The organism is Bradyrhizobium sp. SZCCHNS3002 (genome assembly GCF_032377435.1).
GTDB lineage: Bacteria > Pseudomonadota > Alphaproteobacteria > Rhizobiales > Xanthobacteraceae > Bradyrhizobium.
In genome coordinates this window covers 285,523-310,311 of sequence record NZ_JAUHHY010000003.1, presented here as the reverse complement: position 1 = coordinate 310,311, position 24,789 = coordinate 285,523, and the positions used below count along the sequence as shown (strand labels likewise).

General features: G+C 65.6%; 24 protein-coding genes. 9 read left to right on the top strand and 15 right to left on the bottom strand.

Annotated elements, in window-relative coordinates:
* Positions 1-72 precede the first annotated feature (72 nt).
* Entirely contained in the window at positions 73-963 is an 891-nt protein-coding gene (locus QW845_RS08570; RefSeq protein ID WP_315801157.1) for a LysR family transcriptional regulator, read from the top strand.
* Between the two features lie 111 nt (positions 964-1,074).
* Here the strand turns inward: QW845_RS08570 and QW845_RS08565 are convergent, their stop codons facing one another.
* The gene (locus tag QW845_RS08565; RefSeq protein ID WP_315801156.1) at positions 1,075-1,305 is read right to left on the bottom strand and encodes a hypothetical protein; all 231 of its coding nucleotides are present in this window, start codon (positions 1,303-1,305) and stop codon (positions 1,075-1,077) included.
* Between the two features lie 618 nt (positions 1,306-1,923).
* On the opposite strand from QW845_RS08565, the gene QW845_RS08560 reads away from it, so the two are divergent.
* Entirely contained in the window at positions 1,924-2,664 is a 741-nt protein-coding gene (locus tag QW845_RS08560) for a metallophosphoesterase family protein (RefSeq protein ID WP_315801155.1), read from the top strand.
* Positions 2,665-2,667: 3 nt separating this feature from the next.
* Complete coding sequence (locus tag QW845_RS08555) at positions 2,668-4,125, top strand: bifunctional serine/threonine-protein kinase/universal stress protein (RefSeq protein WP_315801154.1); 1,458 nt, start codon at positions 2,668-2,670, stop codon at positions 4,123-4,125.
* A gap of 69 nt (positions 4,126-4,194) precedes the next feature.
* On the opposite strand, the gene QW845_RS08550 is transcribed toward QW845_RS08555, so the two are convergent.
* From QW845_RS08550 to rpe, 3 genes are read right to left on the bottom strand one after another with little or no spacing between them, the layout of a single operon-like run.
* Positions 4,195-5,025 carry a bifunctional allantoicase/(S)-ureidoglycine aminohydrolase gene (locus tag QW845_RS08550; protein ID WP_315801153.1) on the bottom strand — a complete coding sequence of 277 codons (831 nt, stop codon included), beginning with the start codon at positions 5,023-5,025 and terminating at the stop codon, positions 4,195-4,197.
* Between the two features lie 45 nt (positions 5,026-5,070).
* Entirely contained in the window at positions 5,071-5,556 is a 486-nt protein-coding gene (locus QW845_RS08545; RefSeq protein ID WP_315801152.1) for an ureidoglycolate lyase, read from the bottom strand.
* Positions 5,557-5,571: 15 nt separating this feature from the next.
* Positions 5,572-6,273, bottom strand: a complete 702-nt coding sequence (gene rpe, locus QW845_RS08540) for a ribulose-phosphate 3-epimerase (protein WP_315801151.1) — start codon at positions 6,271-6,273, stop codon at positions 5,572-5,574.
* A 229-nt stretch (positions 6,274-6,502) separates the two neighbouring features.
* Here rpe and QW845_RS08535 point away from each other — a divergent pair, with 229 nt between their 5' ends.
* Complete coding sequence (locus QW845_RS08535; protein ID WP_315801150.1) at positions 6,503-7,279, top strand: EF-hand domain-containing protein; 777 nt, start codon at positions 6,503-6,505, stop codon at positions 7,277-7,279.
* Between the two features lie 2 nt (positions 7,280-7,281).
* Here QW845_RS08535 and QW845_RS08530 read toward each other — a convergent pair whose 3' ends face one another.
* Positions 7,282-8,280: a P1 family peptidase gene (locus QW845_RS08530; RefSeq protein ID WP_315801149.1), complete on the bottom strand. Its 999-nt coding sequence runs from the start codon at positions 8,278-8,280 to the stop codon at positions 7,282-7,284.
* Between the two features lie 77 nt (positions 8,281-8,357).
* Positions 8,358-11,132, bottom strand: coding sequence for a PAS domain S-box protein (locus tag QW845_RS08525; protein ID WP_315801148.1), 2,775 nt, complete (start codon positions 11,130-11,132; stop codon positions 8,358-8,360).
* A 236-nt stretch (positions 11,133-11,368) separates the two neighbouring features.
* On the opposite strand from QW845_RS08525, the gene QW845_RS08520 reads away from it, so the two are divergent.
* Positions 11,369-11,770 (top strand): response regulator, encoded by a 402-nt coding sequence (locus QW845_RS08520; protein WP_315801147.1) that lies wholly within the window; start codon positions 11,369-11,371, stop codon positions 11,768-11,770.
* A gap of 124 nt (positions 11,771-11,894) precedes the next feature.
* Here QW845_RS08520 and QW845_RS08515 read toward each other — a convergent pair whose 3' ends face one another.
* From QW845_RS08515 to QW845_RS08480, 8 genes are all read right to left on the bottom strand, one after another.
* Complete coding sequence (locus QW845_RS08515) at positions 11,895-13,013, bottom strand: branched-chain amino acid ABC transporter substrate-binding protein (protein ID WP_315714776.1); 1,119 nt, start codon at positions 13,011-13,013, stop codon at positions 11,895-11,897.
* Positions 13,014-13,170: 157 nt separating this feature from the next.
* Positions 13,171-13,902 (bottom strand): ABC transporter ATP-binding protein, encoded by a 732-nt coding sequence (locus QW845_RS08510; RefSeq protein WP_315801146.1) that lies wholly within the window; start codon positions 13,900-13,902, stop codon positions 13,171-13,173.
* The gene (locus QW845_RS08505; RefSeq protein ID WP_315801145.1) at positions 13,899-14,732 is read right to left on the bottom strand and encodes an ABC transporter ATP-binding protein; all 834 of its coding nucleotides are present in this window, start codon (positions 14,730-14,732) and stop codon (positions 13,899-13,901) included. Before QW845_RS08505 ends, QW845_RS08510 begins: the two co-directional genes overlap by 4 nt.
* The gene (livM, locus tag QW845_RS08500; protein WP_315801144.1) at positions 14,729-16,057 is read right to left on the bottom strand and encodes a high-affinity branched-chain amino acid ABC transporter permease LivM; all 1,329 of its coding nucleotides are present in this window, start codon (positions 16,055-16,057) and stop codon (positions 14,729-14,731) included. The genes QW845_RS08505 and livM overlap by 4 nt, the downstream gene beginning before the upstream one ends.
* A 13-nt stretch (positions 16,058-16,070) precedes the next feature.
* Positions 16,071-16,988, bottom strand: a complete 918-nt coding sequence (locus tag QW845_RS08495; RefSeq protein WP_315801143.1) for an ABC transporter permease subunit — start codon at positions 16,986-16,988, stop codon at positions 16,071-16,073.
* Between the two features lie 296 nt (positions 16,989-17,284).
* Positions 17,285-18,364 carry a hypothetical protein gene (locus QW845_RS08490; protein ID WP_315801142.1) on the bottom strand — a complete coding sequence of 360 codons (1,080 nt, stop codon included), beginning with the start codon at positions 18,362-18,364 and terminating at the stop codon, positions 17,285-17,287.
* Between the two features lie 43 nt (positions 18,365-18,407).
* Positions 18,408-20,378, bottom strand: coding sequence for a glycosyltransferase (locus QW845_RS08485; RefSeq protein ID WP_315801141.1), 1,971 nt, complete (start codon positions 20,376-20,378; stop codon positions 18,408-18,410).
* Entirely contained in the window at positions 20,378-21,583 is a 1,206-nt protein-coding gene (locus tag QW845_RS08480) for an HlyD family secretion protein (RefSeq protein WP_315801140.1), read from the bottom strand. The genes QW845_RS08485 and QW845_RS08480 overlap by 1 nt, the downstream gene beginning before the upstream one ends.
* Before the next feature lie 85 nt (positions 21,584-21,668).
* Here QW845_RS08480 and QW845_RS08475 point away from each other — a divergent pair, with 85 nt between their 5' ends.
* Together QW845_RS08475 and QW845_RS08470 are read left to right on the top strand one after the other, a co-directional pair.
* Positions 21,669-21,938, top strand: coding sequence for a hypothetical protein (locus tag QW845_RS08475; RefSeq protein WP_315801139.1), 270 nt, complete (start codon positions 21,669-21,671; stop codon positions 21,936-21,938).
* A gap of 173 nt (positions 21,939-22,111) precedes the next feature.
* Positions 22,112-22,660: a hypothetical protein gene (locus tag QW845_RS08470; RefSeq protein ID WP_315801138.1), complete on the top strand. Its 549-nt coding sequence runs from the start codon at positions 22,112-22,114 to the stop codon at positions 22,658-22,660.
* A gap of 22 nt (positions 22,661-22,682) precedes the next feature.
* Here QW845_RS08470 and pcaD read toward each other — a convergent pair whose 3' ends face one another.
* On the bottom strand, positions 22,683-23,465 hold the full coding sequence (pcaD, locus tag QW845_RS08465; protein WP_315801137.1) for a 3-oxoadipate enol-lactonase: 783 nt from the start codon (positions 23,463-23,465) through the stop codon (positions 22,683-22,685).
* A 232-nt stretch (positions 23,466-23,697) separates the two neighbouring features.
* Between pcaD and QW845_RS08460 the strand changes: the two genes are divergently transcribed.
* Both QW845_RS08460 and QW845_RS08455 read left to right on the top strand, forming a co-directional pair.
* A complete protein-coding gene (locus QW845_RS08460; protein ID WP_315801136.1) occupies positions 23,698-24,144 on the top strand; it encodes a carbon monoxide dehydrogenase subunit G in 447 nt (148 codons plus the stop codon).
* 131 nt (positions 24,145-24,275) lie between these two features.
* The gene (locus tag QW845_RS08455) at positions 24,276-24,761 is read left to right on the top strand and encodes a (2Fe-2S)-binding protein (RefSeq protein WP_006612357.1); all 486 of its coding nucleotides are present in this window, start codon (positions 24,276-24,278) and stop codon (positions 24,759-24,761) included.
* Positions 24,762-24,789 lie beyond the last annotated feature (28 nt).

Below are 24,789 nucleotides of genomic sequence, written 5' to 3'. Positions count from 1 at the left end.
CGGAAGCTAGGTTGCCGGCATTGTCACGACAATTTGCCCAATGCTTGCCTCGGTGGTAAGCGCATCTAACCAATGCGGGTCGACAAGAACATGATCGAGCTGTTCGTGGCGGTGGCCGAGGCCGGGAGCTTCCGCCTAGCCGCGGACCGGCTGGGCGTGACGCGGTCTGCCGTCAGCCAGGCCATGGGCAGGCTGGAGGACCATCTCGGGATTTCCCTGGTCAGCCGGACGACCCGCAGCTTCAGCCTGACCGAGGCGGGACGCCGTTTCTATGCCGATGTCGCGCCGGCGATCGGCGCGCTGAATGCCGCCGCCGAGCAGATCGGCGACAAGGCCGGGCCGCCGTCCGGCCTGCTGAGGCTGGCCGTGTCCTCCATCGCCGAGCGCTTCATCTCCGGGCCATTGCTGTCCTCGTTCATGCAAACCTATCCCGCGATCGAACTGGACATCACCATCACCGACGACACCTTCGACATCGTCGCCGAGCACTACGACGCCGGCGTGCGCCTGGGAGAAGTCATCGCGCAGGACATGATCGCCGTCCCGGTGTCCGGAGATCAAAGGCAGCTGGCCTTTGCCGCACCGAGCTATCTGGAAGCGCACGGCGCGCCGGCGCACCCGCGCGACCTGATCCATCATGCCTGCATCGGCTGGCGGCCCGCGCCGCTGGCCGCTCCCTATCGCTGGGAGTTCACCGAAGCGGGCAGGGACTTCAATGTCGAGGTGAAGCCCAGCCTGACGACCAACGACATGTTGTTGATGATCCGCACCGCATGCGCGGGCGGCGGCATCACGTTCGGCATGGAGGAGACGTTCCAGCCCTACGTCGCGCGTGGCGAACTGGTGCCTCTGCTCGAAAGCTTTTCCGCGCCGTTTGCCGGATTCTACCTGTACTTTCCAAGGCGCCGGAACCTGGCGCCCAAGCTCCGCGCGCTCATCGACCATGCGAGGCGGGGACTATGACAGCAGCGAGGTCTTCATCATCGTGTAGCCCGGAAGAGCGAAAGCGATATCCGGGTTCACCGACAGAGCGCGTGAGACACTCGACTGCCGCTTCCGGCGTGGGCGCACGGACTACGACTCCTCCTCCTCAAAGAGGTCGGGTTCGCCAATCCAATTGATGACGATCTGCTTGGCAACCTGCTTGTGTCCCCAAGGAGATGTCAGCCCGACATCATAAATATGCAGGTGATTTCTGTTTTGCGTCTTAAGTCTAGTCAATTGATCTATCAACACATCGACGCCGTCGGTATCGACCATCAGATCGACACCACCAAGTACTTCGTTCCAAACAGCGATAATCATCGGTTATTCCGGAGCGTGAGGCGCGGGAACGGATTTCGCCGTGTAGCAAGCGCCATCCAAGAAATCTATTTCATTTTTTCAGAAATCATGCTATACGCTATCATCCCGTCCCGAGCAGAGGGGCGTAGCGCGCGATCGTCACGACACGTGGGGCGGGGGAGCGACGGACGCTGGGCTGGCGTGAGACGAGCGCTTGGCCTGCGGACGTGAAGTCGTGTCGTCCTGGCCTCCCGGTGCCGAGGTCAAGCTGACGCCAGCGCTCGCGCGCTGTGTCAATGACGGGGTCAACAAGCCGGTCCCCGGGGAGATCACGATATAAGCGTTAAAACCGTCGCGCGGGGAATGCCGGATGTTTGGCTGAACCTGTGGTGACTGCCGCCTGCTTTTTTTCTGCAGGCGGGCCATGGGTGAGGCCTTCACCCGGCATTCCCCGCGCCCTCTCGCTCGTTCGATGGGGCACAGCGATCGCACAGCTCGGGCGAGGTCCGCCGCGAGAACGCGACGTCGTGACGCCGATGGATCGGCCGCGCCGAAAACTCCTAGCTCCGATCCGCCTGGTTTGATGTTGCTCAAATTCCGTGCGAAGCCCACTTGTACGGTGGAACCGGGAGGACACGGGTGCTGTTGGCGATTTTCACCGATATCCATGCCAATCGGCAGGCCTTTGCGGCGTGCCTGGAGGCGGCGCGTGCGCGTGGCGCGGATCGTCTCATCTGCCTCGGCGACATCGTCGGCTATGGCGCCGATCCGGAATGGTCGGTCGACACGGTCATGGAGATCGTCGCCGAGGGCGGGCTGGCGGTGCGCGGCAACCACGACAATGCCGTCTCGGTCGCGAGCGAGACCATGAATGCCGAGGCGCAGGCAGCCATGGAATGGACGCGCGGCCGGCTCAGCGCCGAGCAGCGCCGCTTTCTCGCCGAGCTGCCGATGAGCATCGGTGACGACGACCGGTTGTTCGTGCATGCGGAGGCGTCCAGCCCACTGCGCTGGCGCTATGTGCAGTCGTCGGCCGACGCCGCGCGCAGCATGATCGCCACCGAGGCCCAGGTCACGTTCTGCGGCCACATCCACCGTCCGGCGCTGTACTCGATGTCCGCCACCGCCAAGATGACGAGCTTCACCCCGACCGCCAACATGCCCATTCAGCTGTTGCGCGGCCGGCAATGGCTGGCCGTGGTCGGCTCGGTCGGCCAGCCGCGCGACGGTGATCCGGCCGCGTCGTTCGTGACCTTCGACACCAAGACCCGCGAGCTGACCTATTGCCGCGTGCCCTATGACGTCGAGGCGGCGGCGCAGCGCATTCGCGACAACGGCCTGCCGCCTTGGCTGGCGCAGCGGCTCTCGATGGGGCGGTAGAGCATGCCAAGAGCGAAACTTCAGCCGGGCGTCGTGATCGACGGCTTCACGGTCGGCGAGTGCGTGCATTCCGGCGGCATGGCGACGTTGTGGAGCGTCACGCGCCCCGACATCGACCGTCCCATCCTGATGAAGGTGCCGCGCGTCTCCGAGGGCGAGGATCCCGCGGCGATCGTCAGCTTCGAGATGGAGCAGATGATCCTGCCGAAACTGTCCGGGCCGCATGTGCCGGCCTGTTTCGGCACCGGCGATTTCGCCACCCAGGCCTATGTCGTGATCGAGCAGATTCCGGGCGAGACGCTGTACAAGCGGCTGCCCGAGCTGCCGCTGGCTTACGAGGAGGCGCGGGTGCTGGTTGCGAAGATCGCGACCGCGCTCGCCGATATTCACCGGCAGCACGTCATTCATCACGACATCAAGCCCTCCAGCATCATGTTCCGGCCGTCAGGGGAGGCGGTGCTGATCGACTACGGCCTGTCCTGCCACAAGCACTTGCCGGATCTCTTGCAGGAGGAGTTCCGCCTGCCTTACGGCACGGCGCCCTACATGGCGCCCGAGCGCATGATGGGCACGCGCAGCGATCCGCGCAGCGACATCTTTTCGCTCGGCGTACTGCTCTACTTCTTCACCACCGGCGTGCGGCCGTTCGGCGAGACCGAGACGCTGCGGGGCATGCGCCGGCGTCTCTGGCGCGATCCCTATCCGCCGCGGCAATTGAAGCCGGACTATCCACCGTGGCTGCAGGAGATCGTGCTGCGCTGCCTGGAGATCGAGCCGGTCTGGCGCTACCCGACCGCGGCGCAGCTTGCCTTCGATCTCGGCCATCCCGACCAGGTCAAGCTCACGGCGCGCGCGGAGAAGGTCAAGCGCGATCCGATCACGACCGTGTGGCGGCGCCGCTTCAACCGCGGCCTGGTGCAGCCGGAACAGAAAGCATCCGATGTCGCGGTGCAGATCGCCTCCAGTCCGATCGTGGCGGTCGCGATCGACACCGCGGAAGGCGGCGAGGAGCTCAACGGCGCGCTGCGGCTCACCGCGCAGCGCATCCTCGCGACCTTGCCTGCGGCGCGGCTCGCCTGCGTCAACGTGCTGAAGCTCGGGCGCCTCACCATCGACCGCACCCTGGACGAGGAGGGCAACAACAAGCACATCGATCGCATGGTCGCGCTGAAGCACTGGGCGACGCCGCTCAAGCTCGACGCCAGCCGGCTGACGGTGCATGTGCTGGAGGCCGTCGATCCTGCCGCCACCATCATCGAATTCGCCGAGGCCAACCAGGTCGACCACATCATCATCGGCGCCCGCCGCGATTCGGTGCTGCGTTCGCTGCTCGGCAGCGTCTCGGCGAAGGTCGCCGCGGAGGCGGGGTGCACCGTCACCGTCGTCCGCACACGCCACGCCGCGCGAGAGGCGGATGATGAGGATGACGACGCGCCGGGCAAGGCCCTATCGGGGACGTGAGACGTTAGAGTTGAGATCGCGCGTCCTACGAGGTCCGGCGTTGCCAGAGCATTCGCGGGTCCGCGCCCCTCACCGGAAGGGCCGCAGCTTCATGTGGCGGTTGGCGTCCTTGTAGAGCAGATAGCGGAAGCGGCCCGGTCCGCCGGCGTAGCAGGCCTGCGGGCAGAAGGCGCGCAGCCACATGAAATCGCCGGCCTCGACCTCCACCCAGTCGCGGTTGAGCTTGTAGACCGCCTTGCCCTCGAGCACATAGAGCCCGTGCTCCATCACATGCGTCTCCAGGAACGGGATCACGGCGCCCGGCTCGAAGGTGACGATGTTGACGTGCATGTCGTGGCGGACGTCGAGCGGATCGACGAAGCGGGTGGTGGCCCAGCGGCCGTCCGTGCCGGGCATCCCGACGGGCGCGATCGTCGCCTCGTTGGTGACGAAGGCCTCGGGCGCGAGGATGCCGGGGACGGCCTCATAGGCCTTGCGGATCCAGTGGAAGGTCGCGGGCGCCGCGCTGGCGTTCTTCAGCGTCCACTTGCAGGAGGGTGGCAGGAAGGCGTAGCCGCCCTTGCCCAAGCGATGCTCGGTGCCGGCGATGGTCAGCGCGATTTCGCCCCCGACGACGAACAGCACGCCTTCGGCCTCGGGATCAGGCTCCGGCTGGGTGCTGCCGCCGCCGGGCGACACCTCGACGATGTATTGCGAGAACGTCTCCGAGAAGCCGGAGAGGGGACGCGCGATCACCCAGGTCCGCGTCTTGTCCCAGAACGGCAGCGCCGAGGTGACGATGTCGCGCATCACGCCCTTGGGGATCACGGCGTAGGCCTCGGTGAACACGGCGCGTCCGGTGAGAAGATCGGTCTGCGGCGGGTGGCCGCCCTGCGGCACGAAGTAGTTCGGCTTGTCCATCGTCGTCTCTCCTGCGCGCGGATCGGCACGCCCGCGCGCCATGATTCAGGGGATGCTCAGGAACAGCGGCTGGTCGAGCCACAGCTCCTCGAGATTGTCGGGACTCATGCGGTCGACCACCATGAAGCGCGAGGCCTCGTCGAACACCAGCAGCGGATGATGCCAGACGTTGCGCGCGTAGTTCACGCCCTGGCGTCCGCTGGCGGCGAAGGCGCGGTAGCTCGCGGGATCCCGCGGATCGGCGCAGACCAGCACCAGCCAAGGCCGGTCCTGCAGTGGCATGAACAACTGGGTGCCGAGCGGATGCCGCTCCATCAGCCTGATCTCGATCGGGAGCGGCCGCGGCTTGGCCTCGAACAGGCTGATATTGACGTCGACGCCGCCCGAGGTGACGTCGATGGCGGCGAGGCCGTTGCAGCGGCGGGCAAAGCCCTGGTTAATGTCGATGGGCTGGGCGCCATCGGTCTCGACGACGTCGCCGAAGGCGGCGAACGCGGCTTTCGTCAGCGGCTGCGGCGTGAGCGTGTGCATCCCGCCTCGCGTGCCTCAGATCGCTTCGCCGCGCGCCAACGTGGCGGCGCTGCGGATCGCGGCGATGTTGCTGCGATAGGCCTCCTCCGTGCCGCCCTTGAACACGGCGGAGCCTGCGACAAAGGCGTTGGCGCCGGCCGCGGCGAGCGCGCCGGCATTGTCGCGGCCGACGCCGCCATCGACCTCGATATCGATCGGCCGGCCGGCGGTCATCGCCCGCAGATCCTGGATCTTGCCGATCGCCGAGGGAATGAAGGCCTGGCCGCCGAAGCCGGGATTGACCGACATGATCAGCACGAGGTCGACGAGGTCGAGCACGTATTCGATGACGTTGAGCGGCGTCGACGGGTTGAGCGAGACGCCGGCCTTCTTGCCGAGCGCGCGGATCGCCTGCAGCGAGCGATGCAGATGCGGGCCGGCCTCGGCATGGACCGTGATGTGGTCGCAGCCGGCCTTGGCAAAGGCTTCGAGATAGGGATCGCACGGCGTGATCATCAGATGCGCGTCGAAGATCTTGGTGGTGTGCGGGCGCAGCGCCTTGATCACGTCAGGGCCGTAGGAAATGTTCGGCACGAAATGGCCGTCCATGACGTCGAGATGGATCCAGTCGGCGCCGGCGGCATCGACGGCGCGAACCTCCTCGCCGAGCTTGGAGAAATCCGACGCCAGGATCGAAGGCGCGATGACGAGCGGACGCGGCGTGAAGGGCTGGGTCATGGACGGCTGTTCCAGTGCGATCGGGATTGTCGCCGTATCATGCGGGCGCGGTTGCGGCAACGCGGGCAGGAAAAATCTGCCGGGCGCGGCATGAAGTGCCGGGTTCAGGCGTCAGCAACGTGGCGCAATATCCCGACATATCAGCGGTTTGGCGGTGGCACGGCGATTGCGAGGGAAGGCGCAGGATTGTTGTCGCCGCGGCTCATAGCGGCCTTCTCGGAGTTTCGCCATGTGGGGTCTTGCACTGGGGGCCGCGTCGTCGGTCCTGGATGGACTGCAGTCGCTGGGATCCACCAAGTCCGGTTCCGGCAAATCGGGCAATTCCGGCGGTGGCCTGTTCAGTCTGAACGGCGGCGGCTCGAGCAACTCGGGCAATTTTAGCCCATGGTCGAGCTCCGGCAGCAGCAGCTCCGGGCAGATCGCGCCGGAGACGATGAACGCGTTGCTGGCGGCGCAGAGCCAGTCGGGATCGTCGACATCGGCGAGTTCTTCGACCAACCCACTGCAGGACCTGTTCTCACAGATCGACGGCGATGGCGATGGGCAGATCACGAAGTCGGAATTCGAGAACGCGCTCGGCGCCGGTGGCACCAACCTCGCCAATGCCGACAAGGTGTTCGGCAAGCTCGACAGCAACGGCGACGGCAGTGTCAGCATGGACGAGCTGACATCGGCGCTGAAGGGGGCGGGAAGCGGTCGTGGCCATCATCATCATCAGGCCGGCTCTGGCGGGTCGGGCAGCAGCGGCAATTCGTCGGGAGCAGGAGCGGATGCGCTGATGCAGGCGCTGTCGGGCGCCTCGAGCTCCTCGTCCACCAACAGCGACGGGTCGACCACCACCACGATCACCTACGCGGATGGCTCGAAGGTGACGCTGACGACACCGGCGGCCACCACCGCCTCCAGCGCTGCGACCTCGTCCTACAACATGATCGAGAAGCTGATCCAGCGACAGTCCAACATGCTGTCGGCCTCCACGTCTTCAACGACCGCGGTCAGCGCGTAAGCTCAACTGCCGAAGCGCCCTTGCCAGGACGGCAGCGCGCCGGCGAAGGGCAGCGGCCTCGCGTGATAGACGCCGCGCGCGATCGCGCGCGCCAGGACGTTGGCCGCGACCATGCCGAGCTCGCTCAGCTCGACCAGCGGCTCGATCGGCCTGGCGCAGGTCGCCGCCGCGAACACGATGTCGCCGTCGAGCGGCAGATGCACCGGATAGATCGCACGCGCCATGCCGGTCTGCGCCATCATCGCGAGCCGCTTGGCCTGCGCCTTGGTCAGGACGGCGTCGGTCACGACGAGGCTGATCGTGGTGTTCTCGGAGGCCGACGCCGCCGGGCCGCCCTTGATGCGCATCGCCAGCATGTCCGGCGTGAAGGCGGCCGGCAGACCGCGGCCGCCGAACTCGCCGTCGACCTCGTACGGCGCTGCCCAGAACCACGGACCGTCGCCGACCGTGACGCTGCCGACCGCATTCACGACCGCGACGGCCGCAACCTTGATGCCGCCTGTCGTCGTCGCTGACGCCGAGCCAAGTCCGCCCTGCAGGTTGGCGGTGGTGGCGCCGAGCCCGGCACCGACGCTGCCGAGCGCGAAGGTCGTGTCGGCCGCCGCTGCGGCCGCATAGCCGAGCTCGCGATAGGGCGCGTAGCGACCCCAGGCCTTGTTGCCGCCGTTCAAGAGGTCGAACATGATCGCGCCGGGGACGATCGGGATCAGCGCGTCGCGCACGGCAAAGCCGCGCCCCTGTTCCGCCAGCCAGGCCTGGATGCCGCTCGCGGCCTCCAGCCCGAACGCCGAGCCGCCCGACAGGGCAATGGCGTCGACCCGTTCCACGGTATTCGCAGGATCGAGCAGAGCGTCCTCGCGCACCCCAGGCCCGCCGCCGCGGATGTCGATCGCGGCGACCGCCGGCTGATCGAACAGGATCGCGGTGACGCCGGATGCGAGCGCCGCGTCATCGGCGTGTCCCACGCGCACGCCAGGGATGTCGGTGAGGAGGTTCTGCACGGTCGCCCTCGCTGCAGGTGATGATGCCGGATGGATAGCGCGGCCGACGCGGCGGCTCAATGCAACAGCGCGCTGCTTCATCGCTCCAGCGCGATGCGGATCATGCGTGCGAGCTCGGGCTTGCGGTAGGGCTTGGGCAGCAGCAGCACGCCGGCGTCGAGGCGGCCGTGATGCACGATCGCATTCTCGGTATAGCCCGAGGTGAACAGCGTCCGCAGCGACGGCCGCCGCGCGCGGGCGGCATCGGCGAGCTGGCGGCCGTTCATGGCGCCGGGCATGATGACGTCGGTGAACAGCAGGTCGATCTCCGGATGGCGCTCCAGCACGTCGAGCGCCTCGGCGGCATTGGCTGCGGCCAGGGTGGTGTAGCCGAGGCTGCCGACCTGGGCGATCACGTGCTGGCGTACCAGCGGATCGTCCTCCACGATCAGGATCGTCTCGTTGCCGCCGCGCGCGTCCGGCGCCTGCAGGCCCGCGCTGGCGGCCGGAGCGGACGCCGAGTGCGGCAGATACAGCTTGATCGAGGTGCCGTGGCCGACCTCGCTATAGATCTTGATATGGCCGCCCGACTGCTTGACGAAGCCAAACACCATGCTGAGGCCGAGGCCCGTGCCCTTGCCGGTGCCCTTGGTCGAGAAGAACGGATCGAACACCTTCTCGAGATAGGCGGGCGGGATGCCGCAGCCGGTATCGCTGACGGCGATCATCACGTAATCGCCGACGGCAACCTCGCTATGGGCGTCGGCATAGTCCTGGTCGAGCGCGACGTTGGCCGTTTCCAGCGTCAGCTTTCCGCCCTGCGGCATCGCATCGCGTGCATTGAGCGCGAGGTTGACGATCGCGGTGGCGAGCTGGTTCGGATCGGCCAGTGCGGTACATGGATCGGAGCTGAGCGTGCGCTCGATCTCGATCTGCGCGCCGAGCGTCGGCTGCAGCAAGGCTGCGGTCTCGTTCAACAGCGCGTTGACGTCGAGATCCGTCGGCTGCAGCGGCTGCTTGCGGGCGAAGGCCAGCAACTGCCGCGTGAGCTGCGCGCCGCGGTCGGCGGAGTCGTCGATCAGCTTGGCGACGGAGGCGAGCTCCGGCCGGTCGGACACGGCGTCGGCAAGAATGCCGATGCTGCCGGTGATGACGGTGAGGATGTTGTTGAAGTCGTGGGCGACGCCGCCGGTGAGCTGCCCGACCGCCTCCATCTTCTGCGCCTGGCGGAATTGCGCCTCGGCGGCGCGCTTCTCGGTGAGGTCGCGGCCGACGAAGAAGTGGCGCTGCACCGGGTCCGACCAGCTCGCCATCCAGTTCAGGACGACGCCGCGGCCTTCCTTGTGCAGGAGCTGCGCCTCGAAATTGTGGACGTCGCGGCCGCGGCGGCAGGCGCGCATCTGGCTACGGACCGCCTCGAGCTCGGGCGGAAAGACGAAGTCGCTGGCATTGCGGCCGACCATCTCCTCCGGCCGGTAGCCGAGCACGTCCACCGCGCTCGGGCTGACCTGCATCAATTGTCCGTAGGAGTTGGCCACCAGGATCAGGTCCTGCGAGGTCTCGAAGATGCGGCGGCGCTCCTCGGTCTCACGGGTCAGGGCGGTTCGGGTGCGCTTGCTCTCGGTGATGTCGCGCGCGACCTTGGAGGCGCCGACGACCGCGCCACGCGCGTCGAGAATCGGGGACACGCCGAGCGACACTTCGATCTCGTGGCCGTCCTTGTGGCGGCGGATCGTCTCGTGATGCTCGATGTTCTCGCCGTCCCCGATCCGGCTCAGGATGCGATCGACCTCACTGCGTCGTTCCGCGGGCACGATCAGGCCGATGTCGTGGCCGAGCGCCTCGTCTGCGCGATATCCGAACAGGTGTTCGGCAGCGCGGTTCCATGATGTGATCTTGCCCTGCAGCGTCAGCGTGATGATGGCGTCGCTGGAGGATTCCACCACGGCGCTGAACAGCCGCTCGCGCGCGATGAAGCGTGCCCGCTCGCTCTCGCTCTCGCGGCGCTGCCGTTGCAACAGCCGCGTGAGTCTTGCCTGCAGACTGACATTGTCCGCGAGCAGGACGCCAAGCACGAAGCTCGCTGCCAGCAGGCCGTAGATGCGCCCTGCGTAGTAGCCGAGGTCGAATCGGGCGGCGTTGAGCAGCGAGGAGAGCGAGAGATCGAACAGCCAGGCGCACAGCACCACCATGACCCAGAGGTCGAGAATGCTGTGCGGCCGGCGCAGCGCCAGCACGAGCAGGGCAGCCGACGTCACGCACCAGATGGCGCCGACCACGATCTTCAATGCCGGCGTGGCAGCGTCGGCGCGGACGAGCGCGGGCAGCGCTGCATCATGGGCGATCACCGCCCAGGTCAGTGCCGCAAGCGCGATCGCCACGCCGAGAATGGCGACCGACAGCGACAGCGCGACGGATTTGACGGGTGTCGGATGGACACGGTCGTGCAGCGCATAGGCGAGAACGAACAGCGGGAACGCGCCGTGCCAGATCATGTAGATCCACACCGCGGTCTGCGGCCCTGCGTCGAGCAGGCCGCTGTGAGAATACAGCCCCGGAAACACCAGCGTATGCAGCAGCGACGCCGGCGCGGTGAACAGGTAACCGGAGGCCAGCCACAGCAGTGGTCGGGAGCGCAGCAGCACGAACTGGGAGAACAGCAGGAACGCAGTGATGAGATCGTTTAGCGCCAACGCCGATTGGTAGCTCGCGACGAACGCAGGCACTGCCGGCAACTGCACCTTTGCAAAGGGAGCGGCAGCGGCAAACAGCAGGGTCGAGATCGCAATCGCAGCCAATGCTGCGATCTGGTCTCGGCGCGTCGCGGTGGACGTCGACAGAAGGACTTCGCGATGATCCTCGATGCTCTGCATCTCCAGGAATCCTGCGCAACAGAGCCAACGTGCAAAACGCGGCGGCCACCACTTGTGCGCGATAAAAATCAATGTTCTAATGAAGGTTGTATGGTACCAGATCGAGACGTTCTGTAGAATGAGTCGATAGTAGAAGTAACTGCACCTTTACCGATAATGAGATAAATATACCGGTAGTTGTGCTCGATTTCCTTCGATGTTGTAGGCTGTCCAACGGAAAAATTCTGGAGAAGTTGATGCCACGGATTCTGGTGGTCGACGATCAGAAGGATGTGCGCGCCATGATCTCCATGGTGCTGCGCGTCAATCAGTTCGACGTGGTCGAAGCGGGAACCGCCGCGTCCGGACTGCAGCTGTTCCGCGACCAGGCATTCGATGCGGCCATCGTCGACATCTATCTCGATGATTCCAATGGGCTCGATCTCATCGGTAGCATGCGTGCGCTGGTTCCCGACGTGCCGGTGGTCGCCGTCTCCGGCATGAACGCCTTCGATGGCGCGTCGATGTCGGACGAGCTGACCCGTGTCGTGTACTTGCAGAAACCGTTCCGCCCGGCGGAGCTGATGCGCGCCGTCGAAACGGCCCGGTCGGCAGTCGCGGCGAAGGGGGCCGCATCGCTTTCGGCCTGTGCCGGCTGAGCCGGCCTGCTACTTTCTCTCCGTATGACGGAGTTTCGCAATTTCCTTCAGGCGCTTCGACAAAACGCCCCGGTCGATGACCGGGGCGTTTGCATCCAGCTGATAATCGAAGCGGGAGTTCCTATCAGGATCCCTTGCCGCCGAGCTCGGCGTAGCCGCCCTTGGCGTCCCATTTGTAGACGACGTAGTCGATCTGCTTGATGTCGCCCTTGGCGTCGAAGCCGAGCTTGCCCAGCACCGTGTCCCACTCGCCGGCCTTGATGGTGTCCATCACCTTCTTGGCGTCGGTGGTATTGGCCTTCTTCACCGCCTGCGACCAGACCTGGATCGCGGCGTAGGTGTAGAGCGTGTAGCCCTCGGGATCGATGTTCTTGGCCTTGAACTTGTCGACGATCGCCTTCGCGCTCGGCTTGTTGCGCGGCTCGGGGCCGAAGGTGAACAGTGTGCCTTCCGCGGCAGGACCGGTGATCGAGGCGAACTCCTTGTCGTTCATCGCGTCGCCCGCCATCAGGATGGTCTTGAGACCCTGGTCGCGCATCTGGCGCAGGATGAGGCCGGCTTCCTGATGATAGCCGCCGACATACACGAGATCGATGTTGTCACGCTTCAAGCGGGAGACGATCGCGTTGAAGTCCTTGTCGCCCTTGTTGTAGGACTCGAACATCTTCTCGGTGACGCCGGCCTTGTTTAGCGCCTTCTTGGTCTCGTCAGCGAGACCCTTGCCGTAGGTGGTCTTGTCGTTGAGGATCGCGATGTTCTTGCCCTTGAAGTTCTTCGCGATGTAGTTGGCGGCGACGAGACCCTGCTGATCGTCGCGGCCGCAGACGCGCGCCACGTTCCACAGCTTGCGCTCGGTGAACAGCGGGTTGGTCGAGGCGGGCGTGATCTGCAGGACGTTGCTGTCGGCATAGGCCTCGGAGGCCGGGATCGACGACGACGAGCAGAAATGGCCGGCGACGAACGGAATGCCGGAGCCGGCGAGCTTTTCGGCAACCGAGCGTGCCTGCTTCGGATCGCAGGCATCGTCACCCACCTGCAGTGCGAGCTTCTTGCCGAGCACGCCGCCGGCGGCATTGAGGTCGGCCACCGCCATCTCGGCGCCGTTCTGCATCTGGCGGCCGAAGGCCGATTCACTGCCGGTCATGGGGCCGGCCACGGCGATGTTGATGTCTTCGGCGAAAGCTGCGGTCGAGAGCGCCAGCGATGCGCCCAGGGCCAAGCCGATGAGTTTGAGTGGTTTCATGAGAAATCCTCGCGGGGGGTAGGTCGACACGGAACGGCCCGAACGGCGGGCCGCAGACCGCGCGCATTGTGGCTGATTTTCCGGCGAAGTCACCGGCAATTTTTGACCACACCTACGAAGGACTAAGGCCATTCTGGCCGGGTTTTGAGGGCCCGCCTCAGTGGCGGCCGCCCTCAAGATAGGCGGCGCGGATCTCTGGCCGCTGCAGCAGCTCGGTGCCGGTGCCCGACAGCGTAATCATGCCGTTGACCAGTACGTAGCCGCGATGGGCGAGCTTCAGCGCATGATTGGCGTTCTGCTCGACGATCAGCACGGTGAGGCCGTCCTGGCGGTTGAGTGTCCGAATGGCGTCGAAAATCTGGCGGGCGATCAGCGGCGCCAAGCCGAGCGAGGGCTCATCCAGAAGCAGCAGGCGGGGCCGGCTCATCAGCGCGCGCCCGATCGCAAGCATCTGCTGCTCGCCGCCGGACAGCGTGCCGCCGCGCTGGTCCATGCGCTCCTTCAGCCGGGGAAACAGCGCGAAGACGCGCTCCAGCGTGGCGGCCCGCTCGGCGTCGGTCGTCTCGCCGGCATCGGCGCCCATCTGCAGGTTTTCCGCCACGCTCATGCGCGGAAAGATGCGGCGTCCCTCGGGCGACTGTGCGATGCGCAGCCGCGCGATCTGATGCGTCGGCACCTGCGTGATGTCGTTGCCGTCATAGACGATGTGCCCGGAGCTCGCGCGCGGGCGGCCGAAGATCGACATCATCAGCGTCGACTTGCCGGCGCCGTTGGCGCCGATCAGCGCGACGATCTCGCCGGGCTTGATGTCGAGATCGACGCCCTTCAGCGCTTCGATCTTGCCGTAGGACGCGCGAAGATTGCGGATCGCGAGCAGGGACGCACTCACGCCTCGGCCTCCATCACGGCTGCGGCCTCTTCCTCATCGGTGCCGAGATAGGCGGCGATGACCTTCGGGTCGTCGCGGATCTCGCGCGGCGTGCCCTCGGCGATCTTGACGCCGTAGTCCATCACGACGACGCGGTCGGAGATTTCCATGACGACGCTCATGTCGTGCTCGATCAGCAGGATCGACGTGGCGTGATCGGCCCGGATCGACAGCAGCAACTCGCTCAGCGCCGCGCTCTCCCGCGCGTTGAGGCCGGCGGCCGGTTCGTCGAGGCAGAGCAGGGCCGGCGAGGTGCACATCGCGCGCGCGATCTCCAGCCGGCGCTGGTCGCCATAGGCCAGATTGCCGGCCGCGTCGTCGGCGCGGTCGATCAGACCGACGCGCTTCAGCCAGAACACCGCATTGTCGATCGCGCTCTGCTCGGCCGCGCGCCACGAGGGCACGCCGAGCAGGCCGAGCAGCGTCATGCCGGACGCGCGCATCAGCGCGTTGTGCTGCGCGACCATCAGGTTCTCGAGCGCCGTCATGCCCGGAAACAGCCGGATGTTCTGGAACGTCCGCGCCACCTTGGCCTGTTTGGAGATGTTGAAGTCCTTCAGCTTCTGCATCTCGAACTGCGCGCCGTCATCATGGGTCAGGCGGATGACGCCTGACGTCGGCTTGTAGAAGCCGGTGATGCAGTTGAACACGGTGGTCTTGCCGGCGCCGTTGGGGCCGATCAGGGCCGTGATCTGCGTGCGTTGTGCGGTGAACGACAGCGCATTGACGGCGACGATGCCGCCGAAGCGCATGGTGAGGTTTTCGAGTGCGAGAATGGGAGCGGAGCTCATCCGTGGCCTTCCTTGACGAGGTCCGAAGAGATGCTCTTGGATTTTTCCAGGAATACGGTCGGCGCGCGATGGCCGACAATGCCGCGGGGACGCCAGATCATCACCAGCACCATGGCGAGACCGAACACCAGCATGCGGTAGTCCTCGAGGCTTCTGAACAGCTCGAAGCCGCCGATCATGGCGAGCGCCGCCAGCGCCACGCCGAGCTGCGATCCCATGCCGCCGAGCACGACGATGGCGAGCACCAGCGCCGATTCCTGGAAGGTGAAGGATTCCGGGCTGATGAAGCCCTGGCGCGTCGCGAAGAAGGCGCCGGCGAAGCCGCCGAACATCGCCCCGGTCGCAAATGCGGTCAGCTTGGTGGTGGTGATGTTGATACCGAGCGCGCGGCAGGCGACCTCATCCTCGCGCAGCGCTTCCCAGGCGCGGCCGATCGGCAGCCGGCGCAGCCGGATGGTGACCCAATTGGTCAAGAGCGCCAGCGCCAGGATCAGATAGAACAGAAAGACGATGCGATGCGTCGGCGAGAACGGGATGCCGAGCATCGACGCAAGGCCGCCTTCGCCTGGTGTGAGCGGAATGCCGAACAACGTCGGCCGCGGAATCCCGGAGACGCCGTTGGGACCCCCGGTCACGTCCTGCCAGTTGATGAGGACGAGGCGGATGATCTCGCCGAAGGCCAGGGTGACGATGGCGAGGTAGTCGCCGCGCAGCCGCAGCACCGGAAAGCCGAGCAGCACGCCCCAGAACGCGGCGAGAATGCCGGCGAGCGGCAGGCAGATCCAGAACGACAGGCCGAAGGTGGTCGAGAGCAGGCCGTAGGAATAGGCGCCGACGGCGTAGAAGGCGACGTAGCCGAGGTCGAGCAGGCCGGCGAGACCGACCACGACGTTGAGGCCCCAACCCAGCATGACGTAGGTGAGGACCAAAATGCCGAGGTCGAGGATGTAACGCTGATTGTAGAAGATCACCGGCACCAGGAGGGTGAAGATCAGCAGCGCCGGCGCGAGATAGCGGCCGGCGACCGACATGCCGCTCTGCACGGACGGCGGAACGAAGCTGCCGAGGCCGCCGCGCGGTCCGAGCCATAGCCGCAGCAGCTCGACCACGATCGAGCCGACGAACACCGCCGCAACCAGGCTGGCGAGGTCGCCGAAGCGGGTCCAGTATACGAGCTGGCCGCTCTGGCCCGCTTCGGTGCGGACGCCGACCATCAGGGAGAACAGGCCGAGAGCGACCAGTGCGCTGAGAAAGGCCTTCCTGAGGATGAAGGCGGCTCCAACCGGTTCGGAGCCTTTCGACGAGGCGGGAAGGGACGCGCTCACGCGGACTCCATCTTCAGACTTTTTCGACTTCGGGCCGGCCGAGCAGGCCGGTCGGCAGGAAGATCAGCACCACGATCAGGATCGAGAACGCCGCGACGTCCTTGTACTCCACGGAAAAATAGGCCGACCAGAACGTCTCGATAAGTCCGATCGCGAGGCCGCCGAGCATCGCACCCGGCAGCGAGCCGATGCCGCCGAGCACCGCCGCCGTGAACGCCTTGATGCCGGCGACGAAGCCCATGAAGAAATCGACCAGGCCGTAATACAGCAGGTACATCATGCCGGCGACGGCAGCGAGCGCCGCGCCGATCACGAAGGTCATCGAGATCGTGCGGTCGACGTCGACGCCGAGCAGTGCCGCCATGGTCTGATCCTGCTCGCAGGCGCGCATGTCGCGGCCGAGCCGCGTGCGGGATACCAGCCAGGTGAACAGCGCCAGTAGAACGATGGTGGTGATGACCACCACGATCTGGATGTTGGAGAGCTGGACGACGAAGCCGCTCGCGCCCTCGTGCAGCGTGTAGCCGCCGGTGATGATCGGCGGCACCGGCTTGACGCGCGCGCCCTGCGACACCTGCGAATAGTTGGTGAGCACGAACGACATGCCGATGGCGGACAGCATGGGCGCCAGGCGGAACGAGTGCCGCAGCGGGCGATAGGCGACGCGTTCGATGGTCCAGCCATAGAGCGCCGTGATGGCCATCGACACCAGCAGCACGATCAGCAGGATCACCGGAACCGCAGTCAGGCCCAGCGATACCAGCACCAGGAAGGAGATCAGCGCGATGAAGCCACCGATCATGAAGATGTCGCCATGGGCGAAATTGATCATGCCGACGATGCCGTAAACCATGGTGTAGCCGATGGCGATCAGGCCGTAGATCGAGCCGAGGACGAGGCCGTTGATGAGCTGTTGCGCGAAATAATCCATGAACTGCCGTGGGTGAGACTGCCGATACCGGTTCGCAACGCGGCGGGGGCCTTGCAGAGCGGGTGCTGGTATGCCTGGAGATGCACCCGCGCCCAAGGCGACGCGTGCGGCAGTACTAACAGCTAGGAACCGGGTGCCGCAACAGCGTGCAGTGCCACAATTGCGGGCTTATCCCGCCTCCTTTGATGGCGCGGTTCCCCTGCCTTCCTCGGGGCCGGCCGTCGCCATCAAACGAACGCCAGGGAACCCAGCACCGAGCGCCGAAAAGGGGGGGTCTCGCACTGGTTGCGGCGCCGCTATATGCCGCTACCGCTGTCTTCCGGCGGCCCAGGCACTTTCCCCATCAGCTTCGACTGAAGCCGGACCAGGGCGTCGCGCAGCCGCGTCGCCTCGTCGTACCGGGTTTCCCGAGCCAGCAGGCCGGAGAACGGATCTTTCACCATGGTCTCGGCGCCCTGGGCGAGACGGCGCATCGGCGTCGCCACCCATTGCGCGGCGAAATTGAGCAGGACCAGAATCGAGAACACGCCGCCGGCAACATTGAACCAGAACGAGCGCACCAACTGGCGGGTCGGGGCCATCGCGGCAACGGCGTCCTGCCGGACCAGGACGGACCAGCCGAAGCTCGGCAGATCGGCGTAGCCCACGGTGGGGATGGTGACGGTGAAATAGTCCTTGTCGTCGGGCCATCGCTCGATGAGCGCGACCGAGGCCCCGCGGCTTGCGGCCTGCGCCGAGCCGATCGTCAGTTGCTTGCCGACGAGATCCGGCGGCCCGAACAGCACGATACTTTCGCGCGACAGCAACACCAGGTCTATGTTGCGCGACGCCAGCGCCGCGACGGATTCGATCACCCATTTCCAATCGACTTGAGCCCCGATGACGCCGCCGGGAGTGCCGTCGCGCATCAGCGGAGCCGACATGGCAATGAAGCGGTACGATCCCGAAGCGGTCTGCGACAACCGGTCTAGCGCCTCCGACTCGTGGGCATCAACAGCCGTCGGCGTCCCGAGACCCTGCCGGAACCAGCGCATGTCGGCCACGCTTCGTCCTTCCAGCATCCGGTCCTTGCTCGCGATCACCTTGCCGCCGGGGTCGGCGATGCCTAGCCAGGCATAGCGCGGCTCGAGCTCGCTCACGAACTGGATCTGTCGGCGCGCCTCGGCGACGTCGGCTGGGTCGATGATCGCGGCGAGCCGCGACACGTCGCTCCACGTGCCGTACATCTGTCGCGCCAGCAGGTTTGTGCTGAGCTCACCGCGGGTCCTCAACTGCTCGATCGCGAGTTCCTCGCCGCGCCGCTGCAGAGACGCCGAATAGAGAATGGCCACGGCCAGCGCCGTCACGAGGATCAGCGTCGCGCCGCCGAGGAACACCGTAGTCTGTAAGCTCCACCGTCGCCTGGTCATCGTGTTCTCCTCAATCGGCCACGGCTCGCGCGAGTTCTTTCAGCATGCGGCCGAGATCGCCGCTGTCGGCGCCCGGCACTCCACTTGCCGTGTGTAGTCGCTCGATGATCTGGGCGCGCTGCTGCGGCGTTACGCCGAATATGAGCCGGTAGCCGTCGTTTGTCGGAGCCGCGACCTTGGTCTGGATTTCGCCGATCAGGGGAAGGGTGAGCGTGCCGGTGGTGCCGGTCGCAAGGCCGACGGGACCGCTGACGCGCGCGCCGCCGGGACCGAGATTGACGATCCAGCCGCGTTGCGCCTTGCCGTCGATCGTCAGGGTTATCGGCTCGACGATCTGACGTTGCGGCCGGTTGTAGCGTGGACGATCGATGCAAACGGCGATCGCCACCGACAGCACCAGAATGTTGTAGACCGTCCAGAACATCACGATGACGACGCCGTCTCCCGCGGTCGCCGTGGTATTGAAGACGAAATCGGACGTCAGCGACACGATCAGGCCACCGACCGTCAGCGCCATCAGGATCAGGAAGGGCCGCATCAGCGGCCATTGGACGATGATCTTGGCGCGGTCGCCGCCCTTGGCGGTGACCGAGAATTTGTGCGGACCAGGGAAGAGAAGGCCGAGAGCGGCGGCGCGGAGCACGGGCCAGGCGGCAACGATCTGCGAGACATCGTTGACGATCGGAATGAACAGTCCCTTGGACAGCCAGTTCAGCGTGTACATGATCGAGAGATAATATGGGCCATAGTACCGGATGATGTCGGCGATCGAGGCATTCACCACGGTCACGCCGCCCCACCAGTAAAGCAGCGGACAGATCAGCGCGGCGAGGCGGAACGGATAGGTCGACGTCCAGTAGAGCAGCGAGTCGAGCACGCTGAGCCGGTGGAAGACATCGAGACCGTGGGAGCCGAACGGATTGTAGACGTTGCGCGCGATCTGCATGAGGCCGAGGCACCAGCGGCCGCGCTGCACGACGTATTCGGCAAGGCCTTCCGGCGCCAATCCCTCCGACAACGCCTCGTTCAGGTACACGGTCTGGTAGCCGTGTGCAGACAGGCGCAGCGTGAGCAGGAAATCCTCGGTGACGCTTTCGGTCGGGACGCCGCCAATCTCCTCCACGGCGGAGACGCGGAATATCGAGGAGGTCCCGCAGCACATGGCGATGCCCCAGGCGTCGCGCGCCGGCTCGACGTTGTCGAAGAAGTGGCGCTGCTCGTCGGGGTAGGCCGCGCCGATGCCGAGATTGTGCTGGATCGGGTCCGGGTTGAAGAAGTGTTGCGGCGTCTGTACGAGGCCCACAGCCGGGTCGTGAAACAGCGCCATCGTCCGCTCGATGAAGTCGACATGAGGCACGAAGTCGGCGTCGAGAACGGCGACGAAATCCGGCCGGTCCGCATCCGCCGCGCGCAGCCGCAAGGCATTGTTGATGTTGCCGGCCTTGGCGTGCGACTTGTCGGTACGGGCGACATAGCCGATGCCGTGCTCGGCGCAGTAATTCTGGAGCCAGGCCCGGCTGCCGTCGTCGAGGACGAAAACGCGTAATGCCGCATAAGTGATGGCCTTGGCGCCGACGATGGTTCGCTCCAGGACTTCGAGCTGCTCGTTATAGGTTGTGATGAAGATGTCGACCCGAGGCGGCGGCCTCGGAAGCCACCAGCCGGCATGGCGATCAGCTTCCGTCGTCCGCTCCTTGGTCCGGGTCAGGATCAGGAAGGCGAAGGACGACGACACGACGGTGAGCGCTTCGAGAATGGCGAAGCCCCAGCTGAGGATCCCATCCGGCGTAAGGCCAAGCGGGGCAAGAGTCTCCGTGAAGCGCCAGGCGACATAGCGCCAGGCCAGCAGGATCGAGCCGCTCAGGAGCAGGGCCCGCCAGTACCATTTCCTCGGGTCCAGGAGGGGCAACACCAGGAGGCGCAGTCCGATGACGACTGCAATGACTGCGAACGCGGACAGAAATGGTGACAGCGTCGGCATCAGTAGCCGTACCGGGCGACGAAGCGGCGGAATGCCGCGACCGGTCCGCTGGTGAAGATCACCCGGCCGGTGCGCCCGATGGCGCAGGACAGGTCCGGCTGCTTGGCGAGATCTGGCACCGCCACGGTGACGTCGAAGCGCTGCAAGTGCTGCGGCGTCGGGCCGACGGCGAGATTGGCGTAGAGCTGCGAGGCGCCCGAGCCGCCGAGACGTGTCACCGTTCCATCGAATATCCGGTCGTCGCCGAACAGACGGAACTGCACCGGGACACCGATCGACAGGCTGTCGTAGAGCCTTTCGGGAACGCTCGCGGTCACCACGAGACTGTTGCAGTCCACCAGCTTGACGAGATCCTGACCGCGACGGGCATACTCGCCATCGTCGACGAGGAAGTCCCAAGCCATGCCCGGCACGCGGGCCCTCAGCGTCGCCGAGGTCAGTCGATTGATCCGGACGCGCTCGGCGTTGATCTGCTGCTCGTACTGGAGCTGGCGGGATTGGATCTGCTGCTCGTCCACGGCAAGTTCGGCGAGACGCAGGTCGAGCTCGTGGATGCGCTGCATCGAGAACGGCACGTCATTGTAGGAGTCGCCGATGAAGACCCCCGATTGCGCGGAGCCCAGCTCGGTCTCGAAATAGTTGGTGCGCTGCTTCGCGCTTTCGACATCCTGCTTGGCGATGTCGAGCGACACGCTGGCCTGGTCGAGGCTGGCAATCGTCTGGACCCCGCGTTCCTTCAGCTCGTTGGCCCGCGTGAAGGTGAGATCCGCGAGCTTCAGCCGGGCGGCCGCGGCATCTTCCGCCGCCTTTGCCTCGGCGATGCGTGCCGCGATCTGCCGGACGCGGCCGGTCTTGTAGTTGGCCGACTGGGTCGCGAAGGCGGCCCGGGCCTGCTCGAGCGCCGAACGCTGCGCTGGAACCCGCTTGAGCGCGATCTTCTGCTCGTCACGTTCGCGCTCGAGATTGAGCAGGCGCGTGGTGTCGAATCGGTCATCGACGATCTCGGCCATGAGTTCCCCGGCATTGACCCTGGCGCCGATATTGCTCACCCCCAGCGTCACGCGGCCTTCGATCGGCGCGCGCACGACGTACAGCCGGGCATTGACGGTCGCGTCGCCTGAAGTTCCCGCGAAATGCTCGCCGATCAGGATGTAAAGGCCGCCGGCGAGCAGGAGGATGCCGACGAAGATCCGAGCTACTCTCATGCGGTACTCCCGCTCGGCAGCTGCCTGCCGCATCACCATCCCGCTGTGCGACACGCAGTGGCGCTCGTTTTAAGATAGTATTTAATTGTCCGGCTACTTTGACGCTAGTCAAGAACACCGATGGGGCGGCACAGAATTGCGAGGCGCCTGGGCGATATCAGCGGCTGTTGCCGCGATCGGGCTGCCGGCGCATCGATCGTGCCCTGATGCAGGCGTCGGCGACGGCGGTCTTTCGCCGGAGGAGCCGCATCGCGGGGGTGAAGACCGAGCGGGCGCAATGTTCGATGCGATGCAGATGTTCGAGGACGCGTCGATGGTCGGAAAGGCCGCTGTCACGCGGATATTCGAGGCCTGACCGGCGAGGTCATCAGCACCGTCTCCACGGCGATTGGACGGTGGACTCTCGCGCCCGTCGCCCCCCTGTTAAGGTAAACGAATGGTTTAAATTGCCGTGCGGGTTTGCCGGGCGTTAGCTCGTCTGGAAATCGGCCGGACGGGCGGTTTGTGGGATGCAAAGGTGGGCGTGACATGATCAAGGATTGCGTGATCAGGAATTGGCGGCTCAGCTGCGTCAACGGTGTGCTGCTGGCGCTCTATTTCGTGCCCGCCTGGACCATCATCGCGTTTCAGATCATGGTTTCGCCGATCCAGGGGTTGTTCGCGCGGCCGAATATCGCGGTGGCGCTGTTCATCAGCGACCATCTGCAGCTGTCGGGCATCGAGACGGTCCGTGCCGCCTGGCTGCTTGCGCTGGCGCGACTGACGGTCGCAGGCTTCTTCGCGATGTTCCTGGTGCTGATCCTGGTTCCGCGGGTGCGAAAGGTGGCCGGCTATGTCGAGGCGCTGTCGATCGGGCTCGGCTTCGGCAGCATGCTCGCCTTCTTCAGCATGATCATGGCCGCCAAAGTCGGGGAGCCCCAGGCGTTGCGTCTGCATGCCACGGAACTCCTGATGCTGCTCGGCACGGCCATCGTCATGCTGGTGGAGAAGCCGTCGACGCAGGCCTCGCCGTCTTCCGCATCCGCTCCGCCGAAGATGATGGAGTCCACGGCGACGCCGTCGCCGCAGCAGGCATGACGCCCCGATCCACCGCGGTGCATCAGCGCTGGGTCAGAAAGCCCAGCACGGCGTCGTTGAACTGGCCCGCCGCTTCGACATTCGAGATGTGCGCGGCATCGACGATGGTCATGCTGGCGCCGGCGATCCGGCTGCGGATCGCTTCCGCCATCGCGATCGGCGTCGACTTGTCGTAGCGGCCGGCCACGACGAGGGTAGGGCTCTTGATGGCCGGCAGATCCTCGCGCAGATCCAAGGCGCGCAGTGCCGCGCAGCAGGCAAGATAGCCCTCGACGGGCGTGGCCACGAGCATCGCCTTCATCCGATCGGCGACATCAGGATTGTGATCGCGAAACTCCTGTGTCAGCCAGCCGGCGATGACGGTGTCGGCGATTCCAGCGAGTCCGCTGTCCTCGACCGCCTTGATGCGGGCGTCCCAGATTGCCGGATCGGGGTAGTAGCAGGTGGTGTTGGCGAGCACGAGCTTGCCGACGCGTTCAGGGGCATGGGCGGCGAGCCACTGCCCGACCATGCCGCCCATCGACACGCCGCACCAGTGCACCTTCTCGATGTTGAGGTCATCGAGAATCGCCAGCGCATCGCGGCCGAATCGCTCGATCGAGTAGGGCCCGGGCGGCACTTGCGATTTGCCATGACCGCGCCGGTCATAGCGGATCACGCGGAACACCTGCGTGAAGGCGCGCATCTGCGGCTCCCACATCTGCAGGGTCGAGCCGAGCGAGTTCGACAGCATCAGGGTCGGCCCGCCGTCGCGGCCCTCGACGGTGACATTCAACAGACAGCCGTCGGCATCGATCATCGGCATGGGCGGAATCCTTGTCGCAGGCGGTCGCGCCGCCGGAGGAATCGTGCAGATTTGATGGCGAACTAAGCACCGCCGCCGCCGTCTGCCAATCAAAACCCGACGGCGGCGAGGTCCGGAATGCTGCGGTGCTCCGGCTTTTCTGCAACGCTTCCGGGCGCTGCCCGCCCTTCCTTTTGGGCGTTCGGTGCTTTACTTGAATGCCTCTAACCGCGCCAATCGGGGGGAGATGCACATGGCAATGACGATGACGGGCGAGGTCCAGCTGGCCGCTTCGCGAGAGCAGGTCTGGGACAAGCTGAATGATCCGGAGGTGCTCAAGACCTGCATTCCCGGCTGCGAGGAGCTGGAGAGGACCGAGGATGGCGGCCTCCGCGCCGTCGCCAAGATGAAGGTCGGACCGGTCTCCGCGCGCTTCAAGGGCAAGGTGACCTTGAGCGATCTCGATCCGCCGAACGGCTACAAGATCTCAGGCGAAGGCGAGGGCGGTGTCGCCGGATTCGCCAAGGGTGGCGCGGTCGTCGCGCTGGCGGACAAGGACGGCGGCACGCTGCTGACCTACAATGTCGAAGCGCAGATCGGTGGCAAGCTGGCGCAGCTCGGCCAGCGGCTGATCAACGGCACCGCCAAGAAACTCGCCGACGAGTTCTTCGCCAACTTCGCCAAGGCGGTTCAAGGCTGATCGCAACCGACCCATGCGCGGCCGGGGGCGAGGTTGCCCGCCGCCGGGAGCGCCCATATGATGGTTTTCGACTGATTTTGCTGGGCTGCGCTGCAGTGCAACGCTGTGGCGCGGATAATAGAGAGTCCTGAATGGCCAAGATTTCCATGATTGTGAACGGTAATCCCGTCACGGCGAACGTCGATCCGCGGACGCTGCTGGTGCAGTTCCTGCGCGAGAATCTGCGCCTCACCGGCACCCATGTCGGCTGCGACACGTCGCAATGCGGCGCCTGCGTCGTCCATCTGGATGGCAAGGCGGTCAAGTCCTGCACGACCTTGGCCGTCATGGCCGATGGTCATGAGGTCAGGACGATCGAGGGGCTCGCCGCCGACGGCGCGCCGCTGCATCCGATGCAGGAAGCGTTTCGCGAGCACCATGGCCTGCAATGCGGCTTCTGCACGCCCGGCATGATCATGACCGCGGTCGATCTCGTCCATCGCAAGGGACATGAGCTCAGCGAAGAGACCATCCGCGAGGAGCTGGAGGGCAATCTCTGCCGCTGCACCGGCTATCAGAACATCGTGCAATCGATCGCCGCCGGCGCCAAGGCGATGGCCAAATCGGACCTCGCCTAAACGTCTGACCTCGCCTTAGTCCGCCCGC